Genomic DNA, 13,090 nt, shown 5'->3' with positions numbered 1-13,090 from the left:
CACTGTGCCAGTAGCGTTATCATCGTGGAATTCAGGTCGTACAATACAGATTCAAAAACATCTTTTGTTTAACATACAGATCCGCTAAAAGTGTATCTGCATGCCGTTTTTTGCGGCAATCTGTACTGGTTTTACAATCTGTATGGTGAAAACAAAGGATACAGCATGACGCGCTACCAACATCTCGCCAACCTTCTGGCGGAACGCATTCAACAAGGGCTGTATCGCAGCGGTGAACGCCTGCCGTCGGTGCGCGCGCTGAGCCAGGAGCATGGCGTTAGCATCAGCACCATACAGCAGGCCTACCAGATCCTCGAAAATCTGCAGCTGATCACGCCTCAGCCACGCTCCGGCTATTTTGTCTCGCAACGTAAGGCCATGCCACCCGTCCCGGCAATGACGCGTCCGGTGCAGCGTCCGGTAGACGTCACCCAGTGGGATGAAGTGATGATGCTGCTGGATGCCCGTGCCGACAAAGAGATGATCTCCTTTGGCGGCGGCTCGCCGGACGTCAATCAACCGAGCCTGAAACCGCTGTGGCGCGAAATGAGCCGCATCGCGCAGCACAACCCGGGCGAGATGCTGAGCTATGACGTGCTCGACGGTCGGCTCGAGCTGCGCGAGCAGATCGCACGGCTGATGCTGGACGGCGGCTCTACCGTGGCCGCGAATGAGATTGTCATCACCAATGGCTGCCACGGCGCGCTGTCGATTGCCCTGCTCTCGATATGCAAACCGGGCGATATTGTGGCCGTGGAATCCCCGTCGTTTCACGGCACCATGCAGATGCTGCGCGGGTTCAACATCAAAGCCATCGAAATTCCCACCGATCCCGAAACCGGGATCAGCATTGAAGCGTTAGAGCTGGCGCTGGAGCAGTGGCCCATTAAAGCGGTGATCCTGGTGCCCAACTGCAATAACCCGCTGGGTTTTATCATGCCGGAAGCGCGGAAGAAGCAGGTGCTGGCTCTTGCCCAGCGGCACGATATCGTGATCGTGGAGGATGATATTTACGGCGAGCTGGCGGCGGAATACCCGCGCCCGCGCACCATACACTCCATGGACATTGATGGCCGCGTGCTCCTGTGCAGCTCGTTTACCAAGACCGTGGCACCGGGCCTGCGCGTCGGCTGGATTGTGCCGGGGCGCTATTACGACCGGGTGATGCACATGAAATACGCTGCAGGCGGCTTTAACGTGCCGGGAACGCAGATGGCGGTGGCGGCGTTTATTCGCGACGGCCATTATCATCGTCACGTTCGCCGTATGCGCCAGATTTATCAGCAGAATATGGAAACCTATACCTGCTGGGTGCGGCAGTATTTCCCGGCGGAGATCTGCGTGACGCGCCCGCAGGGCAGTTTTTTGCTGTGGGTGGAGTTACCGGAAAACGTCGACATGGTGTGCGTCAGCAAGCAGCTGTGCCGGCTGAAGATCCAGGCGGCAGCCGGGTCGCTGTTCTCTGCGTCCGGCAAGTACCGCAACTGCCTGCGGATCAACGTTGCGTTACCGCCAACGGAGAAGCATCGCGAGGCGCTGAAGAAGATGGGTGAGGCAATTGTGATTGCGATGGAGGCGTAGTGCGGCCTGATCCCCTCCTCCACCAGGCCGGGCAAGGCGTCACCGCCGCCCGGCACTGTCACCGACTCAAAACGTCCATGAAACGCTGCCAACGATACTGCGTTCCGCGCCGAAATAGCAGTAGGAGAGCGAGTTACACGCCGCCACATAGCGTTTATCGGTCAGATTATTGACGTTCAGCTGCGCGCTCATGCCCGTGAGCCCCACTTTCGACAGGTCATACCCCACCACCATATCCACCAGCGTATACGACGGCAGCGTATGGGTGTTCTGGCGATCGCTGGTAATGCCGTTGACGTAACGAACGCCGGATCCGACGGTCAGGCCGTCCAGCGGGCCCGTTTTCACGTCGTAGCTGAGCCAGGCACTGGCCATATTCCGCGGCGCATAGACGGCGCGCTTGCCCTCCTCTTCCGGGCTGCTCTTCTTGTAGCGAATGTCGGTATAGGTGTACGCCGCCTGCATGCGCAGGCTGTCGGTCAGTTGACCCACCGCTTCCAGCTCAACGCCCTCGGACTCGATTTCACCGATGGAACGGTACGGATCGGTCGGCTCCTCTTTGGTGGCGATATTCTTCTGGTTGATGCGGAACACCGAGGCGCTGAACTGGCTGTTCATCCCCTCGGGTTCATACTTCACGCCCGCTTCCCACTGCTTGCCTTTCATCGGGTCCAGAATGTTGCCCTGCTCATCGGCGAAGCTGGTCGGCGTAAAGGCCGTGGAGTAGCTGACGTACGGCGCGACACCGTTATCAAACAGATACAGCAACGCCGCGCGGCTGCTGACGTTGTTCTTATCCAGGTCGCTGCGGGTATGGTTAACGTTATCAACGTTCGACACGCTTACCTGGTCATAGCGCCCGCCTAGCGTCAGGCGCCAGCGGTCAATGGACATCTGATCCTGCAGGTAGTACCCGGTCTGGCGCAGCTTATGTTTTTCCTTGCTGTACTGGGTGATGTAATCCGGTTTCGCGCCGTAAACCGGGTGGAACGCGTCGATGGGCGGGAAACCGCCGTAGTAGCCGGTCACGTTATTGGTACGGTCCTGATAATCCATGCCAATCAGCACGCGGTGGTTAACTGCCCCGGTATCGAAACTGCCGTCGACCTGGTTATCCAGCGTGATGGCATTCATCTTCTCGTCAGAACCGGAATAGCCGCGGTTGAGTTCGGTATCGTTCAGCCAGCCCGCGGCATATACCTGATTCAGCTCCACTTTGGTGTGCAGATAGCGCAGCTTCTGGCGCACCGTCCAGCCGCTATCGAACATGTGCTCAATGTTGTAGCCCACCATGTTTTCCCGACGATCGTACTTGTCGTAATCATCCTCACCTTCAAAGAAGGTGTTGGTGATTTTCTTACCGTTATGCGGCACCACGGTGCCGTCATAAGGCAGGCCGGAGTGGCTCCCCCCTTCCGGATCGCGGTGCAGATAGGCCATCAGATCCAGACGCGTGTTATCAGTGATGCGCCAGGTCAGGCTCGGCATCAGCGCGTAGCGCTCTTCCTTCAGCGGATCAAACTGGGAATCGGCATAGCGGGTCATCCCGCTGAGGCGCACCGCCACGCGGTCGTTATCATCGACCGGACCGGTAACGTCGAACATCGCCCCGCGCTGGTTATTGTTCCCGGCAAATAGCTTAATCTCCCCGCCCGGATCGAACGAGGGCTTGCGGGAGGTCAGCGCCACGATACCGCCCGGCGATGAACGGCCGTACAGCACGGAGGCCGGGCCACGCACCACCTCGATATTGTCGAGGAACCAGGGATCCACCACCAGCGAGCTGTGAGAGTTGGTGTCTCCCATCATCTTCAGGCCGTCGAGATAGACGTTATCCAGACTGCCGTCGGAGAAACCGCGTAGCACCATGTAGTCGAAGCGGTTTGACGCACCAATCTGGTTGCTGTAAACCCCCGGCGTGTAACTCACCGCCTGGCGCACGCTGGTCGCACCCTGCTCTTCAAACTGCTCGCGGGTAACGATTGAGACCGACTGCGGAGTCTCTATATCCGGCGTTTCAAGCTTAGTGGCAGCAGATTGCATCTGCGACGTGACCACAACGGTGTCCGTTTTTTGGGCATCCTGCGCCAGTAAAGGAAAAGCGACGCTACCGGTAACCCATCCCACCAGCAGTGCCAGACGTGACTTAGCAAACATAACCCTCTCCAAAGGTATTTCTTATTGTTAATAAGAATTATTACCTTTTTGAGAGGGCAAACAGCTATGCGCGCCGCCAGGATACGTATGCGCGGTGCTAAACCGCACGGGTTGCGTTCGCGCGAAGAGAGAAAGTAGGTTAGCGGCGTTTGCGCACGTCGCCCGGTGCAATACCGTAATGGCGACGAAACGCGGTAGCGAAATTGGTGGCGTGCTGATAGCCACACATCCACGCCGCCTGCTGCACGCTATAGCCTTCAAGCAGATAGCGACGCGCCAGCGCGAGCCGACATTCACGCAGGTAATCGAAAAGGGTGCAGCCGTAGCGTTGACGAAACTTGCTGCGCAGGCTGCTCGGGCTCATGGCGGCGAGGGCGGCCAGCTGCGCAAGAGTATGATCCTGCTCCGGAGACTGTTCCAGCCTGCTGCGCACGCGTTCAAGACGCGCATGCTCAGGCCGGCACGGGAAGGATTGCTGGCGCTGCGCCAAACCCTGGCCCAGAAGCTGATACATCAGCCCTTCCAGCAACAGCTGACGGGATAATGCGCTTAGACCCTGCTGCTGAGCATGCTGGATCCCCACAAGGACAAACTCAGGAACGTGCCAGACCAGAGTGGGCGCATTCAGGCTTTGCCATTCCTGGAGCAGTGACTCAAGCAGGGCCTCACGCCTGGCATCGTGTGGGAATAGACCAAACGAGAGCGTTTTCAGCGTGCTGTCGGCATCGTGACGCGCGCACATTATCTGCTCTTCACTCAGGCGGGAGCTGAAGGCCATGCCGGATCGTACGACATATTCAACGCCATTAAGCACGATCGTGACGCCCCCTTCCAGCACCACCAGCATATAAAGTGGGCTGCTATGGCGAGAGGTGGTTTCGTAAGGTTGTAAAACGCGAACGTTGGAGTGGGTCAGTGAAATGCCGGATGAAAGCGTCATCTCTTCCACATTCCCCTGCAGCACGGCGCGGTTGTTGACCTGCGCATCTTTTAACTGCGGGAACCGGTAGTCGATGCCGTAGCGCTCACCGAATATCTGAAAATCCTCAACAAAAAACAGGCGTTTCGCTGATCTATTTTCACGCTGGAGCATATGACGGTGCCTGCATCGGGGAAAAGACAAACGAAACAGTACCATTCATTGGTGGTGGCAGCAATCACTGGGCATAAAACGTATTACGCTCCGGTCTGAGCCGGAGCGAAGAAATATATTTCAGTTAAAGAGATATATTTATGCTTGCTGCCATTCAGCAAAAACCTCTTTATGGTTTTTGGTCAGGACAACTTTATTATCATCCACTTTGTCCACCCAGCCGAGCGGTATAAAGTGGTGCTTCCCACCGGATTCCGGATCGCTTTTCGCAAGCTTGATGCGCTCACCATCCAGATGGTCCACAACACCGACGTGTGTTCCGCAGCTGGCGACAACCTGAGCGTGATCCATAATTGCGTTTTTATCTACCATAATAATTCTCCCGTTTTGGTTATTTGGCCGTTGCACGGAATTAACTGTAGCGCATAAATTTGGCTTACGGGCGCTTATTAGCATTTTGAAACATCATTGACACAACAGGATATTATGGCTACCGCGAGGCATAGTGAAGTATAATGAAAAAATAAGAATAAGATGAATTATTCTCGCAGTTTATTTTTTATTTCATAATTACATTATCGCAACCAACGAGGAGGCATTAATGACGATTCGTAATATTCGTAATAATCGTACAGAAATTTCACTGGCTCTTGGTGAAGCGGTTTTAGACATTGTGCAAAAAGGCCACGAGCTGTCGCGTGAAAATCTGGCGCAGGCGATGAAAACAAAAGCAGAGAAGGAGCGCGACGATGAGCGGCTCCTGAATTACTGGAAAGCCTGTAATATGCTGGTCTGAACGAGGCGGCGTTTAGCCTGGCTAAACGCCGCCAGCCGTTACTCGTCGAAGAACCAGTAGCCCTGGTTAATCAGTCCGGTCAGTTCGTCAATAAACGCCGGATTGTTCAGCGCCTCGCCCAGCTCAGCCTGGCCGAGTTCCGTGTAGCGACACAGCACGTCCGCAGCCTTCGCATCTACCGTTTCCAGCAGTTCGCTGTTGATGAAGACGCTGCCGTTGATATTCAACACGCGCAGACCGCTCAGGCGAGACAGCGTTTCGCCACCCTGCAATGCATCAAGCACTTCTTCTGCCGTGTACGGCGGTTCCGCGGTGGCAATATCCAGCTCATGGCGCGGCGTCGAGACAAAGCTACCGAACCATTTCGTGAAATCATCAGGCTTGCTGATCATGTCGATCATCATCTGGCGAATACGATCCAGCTCGTACTGTTCCACGCGTCCAGGGTGTTCGCGGCAGGTCAGATCCGGATCGCTGTAGTGCTCGCCGCCCAGATCGTTTTCCAGCGCGTAATCGGCAAAGCTGCTGATCAGATCGCGGCCGTTCGGCCCGCGGAAACCGACGGAGTAGTTGAGCGCCGTTTCGTGGGTAAAGCCGTCGTGCGGGAAGCCTGGTGGAATGTAGAGGATATCGCCCGGGGCCAGATCTTCGTCGATGATCGGCTCAAACGGATCAACGTGCAGCAGTGCCGGATGCGGGCAGAACTGGCGCATTGGCAGCTTGTCACCCACGCGCCAGCGGCGGCTTCCCATCCCCTGAATGATAAACACATCGTACTGATCGATATGCGGGCCCACGCCGCCGCCAGGGACAGAGAAGGAGATCATCAGATCATCCAGACGCCAGTCTGGCAAGACGCGGAACGGGCGCACCAGCTCCGCTGCAGGCATGTGCCAGTGGTTCACCGCCTGCGCCAGCAGCGACCAGCCGGTTTCGCCCAGGCCATCGAAGTGCTCAAACGGACCATTGCTGGCCTGCCATTTACCGTTGGAATGGCTGACCAGACGGCTATCGACTTCAGGCTCCATCGCCAGCCCTGCCAGTTCGTCCGGGGTAATCGGGTCGACAAAATTGGGGAAGGCATTTTTCAGCACTACGGGTTGTTTCTGCCAGTATTTTTCAAGAAATTCCGGCCAGTTCAGGTTCAGTTGATACGCCATGGGTAGCACCAGTGAGAGGGTAAACAGGCGCGATTATAGGGGAGACGGTCAAGGGGGAACTTGTCATGGGTCAAACGAGAGGAGAAGGCCGGCGCAAACGTCCGGCCCTGAGGGATCAATCCAGCTTCAGATCGTCATAATGCGTAATCAGTTTACCCACAATGCCGTAGTCCAGCGCTTCTGCCGGAGACATCCAGAAGTTGCGGTCGGTGTCTTTTTTCACTTTTTCCAGCGGCTGGCCGGTGGCGTCAGCGATCAGCTTGTTCACGCGATCCAGCATGCGGATGATCTCGCGCGCTTCAATCTCAATATCCGTCGCCTGACCACGCACGCCACCCAGCGGCTGGTGGATCATAAAGCGGGTGTTGGGCAGAGAGTAGCGGTGCTCTTTTTTCGCCGCCAGGAAGATGGTGATCCCGGCGCTCGCCACCCAGCCGGTACCGATGATGTGTACGTCCGGACGGATGAACTTGATGAAGTCATGGATGGTATCACCCGCTTCCACGTGGCCACCCTGGCTGTTGATGTACAGCTTGATCGGATCGTTGCTCACGCTTTGCAGCAGGATCAGCTGGGTAATGACTTTTTGCGCCAGTTCCTGGTTGATCTCACCGGAGATAACAATCGAGCGGGACTCGAGCAGTTTTTGCTGCAGCGCGCCCGCGCCGTTTGACCCTTCCGCTTTATCCTTATCGCCTTCTTTCAGTGTGTAGTGCATTGTTATGTCCTCAGCATTTAGCGCTCAAAACCAGAGTGTAGCCTGTTTTACCGGTCAAAGTCCTCAGGCGCACACAATGCGAACATCCTGCGCCGCAAACGCGTCGATAACGTCCTGTTTAATATTCGCGTCCACCACCAGCACATCAATGTCGCGGCTCTTTGCCACGACAAAGCGCGCCACGCCGGGAAGCTTGTCAGCAGTCAACGCCACGATGGTCTGGTTGCTCTGGGCGATCACCGCTTTTTTGAACGCACAGTCGGCAAAATCAAAGCCGGTCAGCCCCATCTCAGGATCCATCGCACAGCCACCGATAAAGGCCTGATCAAAGATAATCCCCTCAAGCTGGCTTGCAGCCGTGGCACCCACCGTCGCGCCGGACGCCCGCTGGATCTGCCCGCCGGTGATGATCACCTCGCACAGCGGATGTTGCAGCAGCGCGGTCGCGATGGCCGGGGAGTTGGTCACCACCGTCACGCTGAGTTCGGCAGGAAGGGCTTTCGCCAGCGCCAGATTGGTGGTGCCCGTATCCATAAAGATACAGCCACCTGCCTTGATCAGCGTTGCCGCTTTCTGCGCGATTGTGGCTTTTTGTGCACTGTTTTCCTGCTCGCGGCGGCTAAATGTCCCCGCATCCGGAAGCTGAAGTACCGCGCCACCGTAGACCTTTTTACAGAAGCCCTCTTTGCTAAGCTCATGTAAATCACGGCGAATGGTGTGCTCGGAGACCTTCATTTGTGTCGCCAGTTCGGTGCACACCACCCTTCCGCTCTCCTGAAGGATCTGACGGATCAGCGCTTGTCGTTGCTCCGGAAAAGCAGCATAATCGAGCATTATAAGTCCTTTAAAATAACAAAACCGAGCATCAAAGCGCATAATGTTGCACTGCGCGTGCTCTGTCAATCAGCACTCACCGCGAGGATAACAATGAACATTGCCCATGTTGCACTCTGGACCCGACACCTTGATGCACAGGTACAGTTCTGGGAAACGGTTTTTGGCGGACGCCGTAATGAACGCTACCTCAGCAAAAATCGCCCGGGCTTTGCGTCACATTTTATTACCCTGGATGGCGGTCCAACCCTTGAACTGATGACGGTTCCGGACCTGCCCGACGCCCCGGCTCATCCGGAGTTTATTGGCTGGGCACATATCGCCATTCACGTCGGCAGCCAGGCTGAGGTGGACCGTATGGCGGCGCAGGCGCAGTCAAACGGCACCCTGCTCAGCGCCCCCCGCATGACCGGGGATGGGTTTTATGAGGCGGTGATTGCGGACCCGGACGGCAACCGGATTGAGCTCACAGGAGAGTAAAAGACATAACGCCTGCCATGCAGGCGTTAATGTTTAATTCACCGTGGCCGGGCGCGCCAGATTTTCCTCGCCCTCACGTTGCTGCGCTTTCTCGTGCTGACGTTCCGCCAGCAACCGGCAAATCTCCGCATGCTTCTCCTCGGTAAAGGTAAAGCGCGACATAAACCCAAGCCGGATCAGCGAGCCGATGGCGGGCAGCAGACAGATACCAAAGAACAGCCCCGACAGCACGCCGTCACTCTGGGTTTGTGCCTGCGGGACATAGCCGATCATCGTCAGAAACACGCCGATTAACCCACCGCCGACCGCCACCGACATCTTGCCGGTAAAGGTCTGTCCGGAGAAAGTGATCGCCGCACAGCGCTTGTGGGTGTGGTACTCCGCATACTCGATGGTGTCGGCAATCATCGACGAGGTGAGAATGTTGGACATCATCACAAACAGCGTACTCAGGCCAAGCAGGATAAACAGCATCGCCGTCTGCTGATAGCCCACAAACCACATCACCACGCGTACCGCGACATCCAGTCCGCAGAGGATCATAAACAGCTTCCGCTTCTGCATTCTGCGCGTCAGCATCGGGGCGACGAGACACACCACCGCCGCCATAATCCCCATCACACCGATCGCCATCTGCAGGCTGCCGTCACCCATATTGTTGATAAAGAAGTAGATGTAGAGGCCGCCGGCCACGTTATGGAACACGCAGAAGAAGAACGACAGCAGAACGATAAACAGCGGCTTGTTCTGGCGCAGGTTATGGAAAGTGTCACGTATCGTCACCTTTTCCGGACTCGGCGGCACACGCTCCTTAATCTGCATAAAGCCGTTGAGCATCAGCGGCAGGCCGACCAGCATCATCACCAGCGCCGCCATAAAATAGCCTTTGTCGTTGCTGTACTGGGCGAAGAACGCCGCCAGTTTTGGGAAGAAAATATTGGCGCAGGCGATTCCGGCGTTAACCCCCAGCATGGCCGCCGTCACCGCGCGGGTGCGCTGCCCGGAGTCATTAGTCATCACCGACGACATCGACCAGAACGGGATATCAGAGATGGCGTACAGCGTTCCCCACAGAATGTACGTCACCCCGGCGTAGAGAATTTTGGTGGTCATGTCCGCTTCGATTTTATAGAACGACAGCAGCGTGACGCCGGTAATGAGTAACGGGGCGATCAGCAAAAAGTGGCGAAACTTGCCGAACCGGGTGTTAATGGTGTCCATTATGCTGGCAAATAGCGGGTCGTGAACCGCATCCCACGCGCGGGCAATCAGGAAGATGGTACTCGCCGCCAGCGCCGAAATCCCGAGCACGTCGGTATAAAAATAGTTAATAAACGAACCCACTAGACCAAAGCTAAAACACTGACCTAATCCATAACCAAAATAAGACCACAACTCGCGAGACGGTATTTTCATTGTCATTGCCATAGTGCGTACCTGGTTGCCCGGCGGCAGGCCGCCGGGTCGATATTATTAGCCCTGCGCTTTCGGGGCGATCTTACGGAGCTTCTTCATTAAGGCCATTTCACTGCGCGAGAACGGGATACCGTTCTCCTCAAAGACGTCGTGGAACCAGAGGCGGCAGTAGTCCGTAGACTCCTTCATCACCACCGGCCACGGCAGCCACGTCTGGGTTTTACCGCGCACCAGCCCCCACTGATACGGCGCGACCTTCGCCGTGTACATCAACGGGAGCTGCTCCTCGAGGGTGCTGCCCACGTGGCGGGCCAGCCATTCGGTGCAGAAGATTGGTCGCCCAAGCGCCTGCAGCTGCTGGATAATCGCGGTCATGCGTCCGGTGTTGGTGTAAGCGTGGAAGCTCACCACATCGGATAGCGCCAGCGCGGTTTGATCCAGCGGATGCTGATAAAACGTCTCGCCCTCCTCTTCCGCCGGCAGACGCCACGCGCAGACGGTGAGCGGCTGAGTGGGATCCTCTTCACGCACCCACCGGAACGCCAGCTTCATCAGCTCATGCGCGCAGGTCTCCAGCTTCGCGTCGTACTGCACCTCCTGCGTACCGGTCGCAAAAATGCCGCGGTTGCCCGGCTCGTTATACAGATCCCACAGCAGTACGCGCTCATCGTTGCGGAACTGGCGGATAACGTCGCGGATATAGCGCTCAATCTGCGGCCAGCAGTCGGGATCGCAGACTTTATCGCGCCCCGGGCTCGCTGCCGCCTGGCTGTTGTGCTTGCCCGGTACCGGCGGTTTTTGCGGCCCCAGATACGGTTCATCGCCGGAGAAACCGCAGTCGTCCATCAGGGTCAGCATGGTGCTGAACCCGTGGCTGTCGGCCATCGCCAGAAACGCGTCGATGCGCGCCATCAGGCCGTCGCGGTCGTGTTCCCAGACAATAAACGGCAGGTTGATGCGCAGGGTGTTGTAGCCCGCCTCCGCCGCCCAGCCCAGTTCGCGATCGATGGTATCGGCATCGAAGGTCTCTTCCTGCCAGATATCAGTCCAGTTCACCGCCGTCGACGGTAAATAGTTAAACCCACACAGCCAGCCTTTTTGCTGATACCACGCCTGTGCCTGCTCCCTGCTCCACTGCTCTTTCATTACGCGTCCTCTTACTGATAATATTTAGCTAATAAATATTAGTTGCGGGATAAATGCGCAATTCATGACGCTCCGAAAAGCGACAGCCTTCACAAAGTTCATGCAGGCGCGAATAAGAAACGTGATCGACGGCGCGTAAGCGAACAGTTAGGGTATGATGCGGTGTCGCGAGAGGGAGAGGACGGATGAAGCGAAAAACAAAAGTCACGATGAACGATATTGCGCGGGCGGCGGGGGTGTCGCAGGCGACGGTATCGCTGGTGCTCAACCAGTCCCGTAACATCAAGCTCAGCGACGAGACCCGCCAGCGGGTGATCGGCGTGGCGACCGAGCTCGGTTATGACCGCCTGCCTGCCATTCACGCCCCGCGCAACCAGGAGGAAATCGCCCTGCTGGTAAGTTCCCTGCAAAGCTTTGATCCGTTTATCGATGCCATCAGCCAGGCGCGGGAAGCCGCATGGCGCAACGAAGCGCTGCTGACGGTGTACGACTACGGTGATGACGTAGAGCTGGCGCTGAACATTATCCGCCAGCTGGAGAAGCGTAACTGCGTGGGGATCATCCTCGCCTCCCCCGTTACCACCCTTGTCGACATGACCGCTTTTCAGGACTGCACCCGCATTCCACTGGTGCTGCTCAATCAGCGCGATCCCGGCTCGCCGCTGCTGCCGTCGTTTATTCCGGACGACTACGCCAACGCCTTCCAGGTGACCAAACACCTGATCGCCTGCGGTGCTACGCGTATCGCCCACATCACCGGCGAGAGCTGGATGGAGGCCTCCCGCCAGCGGCTGGCCGGCTATCAGGCCGCCTTACAGCAGGCCGGTTTAGCCTGTGACGAGGGTCTGGTGCGCCAGACCAACTGGCAGTTCAGCGAATCCTTTACCGCCACCACCTCTCTGCTGGCGCTGGACAAACGCCCGGACGCCATCTTCTGCGCCAGCGACTGGCTGGCGATCGGCTGCTATCAGGCGCTGGCGGTAAACGGCGTGCGCATCCCGCAGGATATGCTGCTGGCGGGCTACGACGACCAGAAGATCTCCGAGCAACTCACCCCACCGCTGACCAGTATCCAGCTCCCCTACAGCGAACTCGGACGGCTGGCGGTGGAGTACCTGTGCAATCAGGAAGATGCCGCCACCCATGTGACGCTGGCGGGCAGGCTGAAGGTACGGACATCAAGCCTCGTCTGAGGTGAAGACCATTCCGGCATAGGGTTTCTCCCGGCACGCCGCCAGCCGCGCGGCGAGGCTGCCCACGTGCAGTTCCAGCTTGTGCCCGTCCGGGTCGAGAAAATAGAACGATGCCCCCTCGCTTTTGTTTTGCTTCCAGACGGTAACGCCCGCCTGCTCCAGCTTGTGCGAGAACGGCTCAAAATCTTCCGCCGCAACGGTAAACGCGTAGTGGGTATAGTCGCTCTCCTGCGGCGGCACATACTGGCGCGCCTCGTCGTACGACAGGCAGACCCACAGATCGCCGCTGGTAAGATAGGCCCCGGTATTCCAGCGGGCGTGCAGCGTCAGCCCCAGCAGCTCGTGCCAGAAGGTGATGCTTTTTTGCAGGTCGCTGACCGCGAGGGTCAGATGGTTGAGTGATTGCAGCATGACGTGCCCTTTTGTTTTTTGCGCCAGACATGGTACGGTAACTTCATGAACATAAACCACGCCGTGCTCACCATAAACCGCTGGTGGCTGCCTTCTTAAAGGCGG

The 13,090-nt window shown here is 57.2% G+C and carries 13 protein-coding genes; 4 read left to right on the top strand and 9 right to left on the bottom strand.

Features of this window, described 5'->3' with window-relative positions; translation table 11 throughout:
* Window positions 1-165 precede the first annotated feature (165 nt).
* On the top strand, window positions 166-1,581 hold the full coding sequence (locus F8561_RS22705) for a PLP-dependent aminotransferase family protein (RefSeq protein ID WP_020885331.1): 1,416 nt from the start codon (window positions 166-168) through the stop codon (window positions 1,579-1,581).
* 66 nt (window positions 1,582-1,647) lie between these two features.
* Here F8561_RS22705 and foxA read toward each other — a convergent pair whose 3' ends face one another.
* The 3 genes from foxA to F8561_RS22690 form a co-directional block, all read right to left on the bottom strand.
* Window positions 1,648-3,756, bottom strand: a complete 2,109-nt coding sequence (gene foxA / locus F8561_RS22700; RefSeq protein WP_151887993.1) for a ferrioxamine B receptor FoxA — start codon at window positions 3,754-3,756, stop codon at window positions 1,648-1,650.
* A gap of 121 nt (window positions 3,757-3,877) precedes the next feature.
* Window positions 3,878-4,831 (bottom strand): AraC family transcriptional regulator, encoded by a 954-nt coding sequence (locus F8561_RS22695; RefSeq protein ID WP_151887992.1) that lies wholly within the window; start codon window positions 4,829-4,831, stop codon window positions 3,878-3,880.
* Window positions 4,832-4,969: 138 nt separating this feature from the next.
* Window positions 4,970-5,203: a DUF2171 domain-containing protein gene (locus tag F8561_RS22690; protein WP_020885334.1), complete on the bottom strand. Its 234-nt coding sequence runs from the start codon at window positions 5,201-5,203 to the stop codon at window positions 4,970-4,972.
* Between the two features lie 229 nt (window positions 5,204-5,432).
* On the opposite strand from F8561_RS22690, the gene F8561_RS22685 reads away from it, so the two are divergent.
* On the top strand, window positions 5,433-5,627 hold the full coding sequence (locus tag F8561_RS22685) for a DUF2767 family protein (RefSeq protein WP_020885335.1): 195 nt from the start codon (window positions 5,433-5,435) through the stop codon (window positions 5,625-5,627).
* Between the two features lie 38 nt (window positions 5,628-5,665).
* On the opposite strand, the gene F8561_RS22680 is transcribed toward F8561_RS22685, so the two are convergent.
* The 3 genes from F8561_RS22680 to F8561_RS22670 all read right to left on the bottom strand — a co-directional run bounded on the left by F8561_RS22680 (window position 5,666) and on the right by F8561_RS22670 (window position 8,339).
* The gene (locus tag F8561_RS22680) at window positions 5,666-6,787 is read right to left on the bottom strand and encodes a cupin domain-containing protein (RefSeq protein WP_032679556.1); all 1,122 of its coding nucleotides are present in this window, start codon (window positions 6,785-6,787) and stop codon (window positions 5,666-5,668) included.
* 115 nt (window positions 6,788-6,902) lie between these two features.
* On the bottom strand, window positions 6,903-7,505 hold the full coding sequence (locus F8561_RS22675) for an ATP-dependent Clp protease proteolytic subunit (protein WP_014168451.1): 603 nt from the start codon (window positions 7,503-7,505) through the stop codon (window positions 6,903-6,905).
* Window positions 7,506-7,568: 63 nt separating this feature from the next.
* Entirely contained in the window at window positions 7,569-8,339 is a 771-nt protein-coding gene (locus tag F8561_RS22670; RefSeq protein ID WP_020885337.1) for a DeoR/GlpR family DNA-binding transcription regulator, read from the bottom strand.
* Window positions 8,340-8,432: 93 nt separating this feature from the next.
* On the opposite strand from F8561_RS22670, the gene F8561_RS22665 reads away from it, so the two are divergent.
* Window positions 8,433-8,819 carry a VOC family protein gene (locus F8561_RS22665; protein ID WP_032681743.1) on the top strand — a complete coding sequence of 129 codons (387 nt, stop codon included), beginning with the start codon at window positions 8,433-8,435 and terminating at the stop codon, window positions 8,817-8,819.
* Window positions 8,820-8,852: 33 nt separating this feature from the next.
* Here F8561_RS22665 and F8561_RS22660 read toward each other — a convergent pair whose 3' ends face one another.
* On the bottom strand, window positions 8,853-10,247 hold the full coding sequence (locus F8561_RS22660) for an MFS transporter (protein ID WP_020885339.1): 1,395 nt from the start codon (window positions 10,245-10,247) through the stop codon (window positions 8,853-8,855).
* 45 nt (window positions 10,248-10,292) lie between these two features.
* Complete coding sequence (locus F8561_RS22655) at window positions 10,293-11,381, bottom strand: cellulase family glycosylhydrolase (protein ID WP_151887991.1); 1,089 nt, start codon at window positions 11,379-11,381, stop codon at window positions 10,293-10,295.
* A 185-nt stretch (window positions 11,382-11,566) separates the two neighbouring features.
* Between F8561_RS22655 and F8561_RS22650 the strand changes: the two genes are divergently transcribed.
* Entirely contained in the window at window positions 11,567-12,574 is a 1,008-nt protein-coding gene (locus F8561_RS22650) for a LacI family DNA-binding transcriptional regulator (RefSeq protein ID WP_073397102.1), read from the top strand.
* Here F8561_RS22650 and fosA read toward each other — a convergent pair.
* Entirely contained in the window at window positions 12,560-12,985 is a 426-nt protein-coding gene (gene fosA, locus F8561_RS22645) for a FosA/FosA2 family fosfomycin resistance glutathione transferase (protein ID WP_073397218.1), read from the bottom strand. The two genes, F8561_RS22650 and fosA, sit on opposite strands and share 15 nt — an antisense overlap.
* Between the last annotated feature and the right edge of the window lie 105 nt (window positions 12,986-13,090).

Origin of the sequence: Enterobacter sp. 198 (assembly GCF_009025585.1) — a bacterium.
Lineage (GTDB): Bacteria > Pseudomonadota > Gammaproteobacteria > Enterobacterales > Enterobacteriaceae > Enterobacter > Enterobacter ludwigii.
This window is presented reverse-complemented; position numbering and strand designations above follow the sequence as displayed.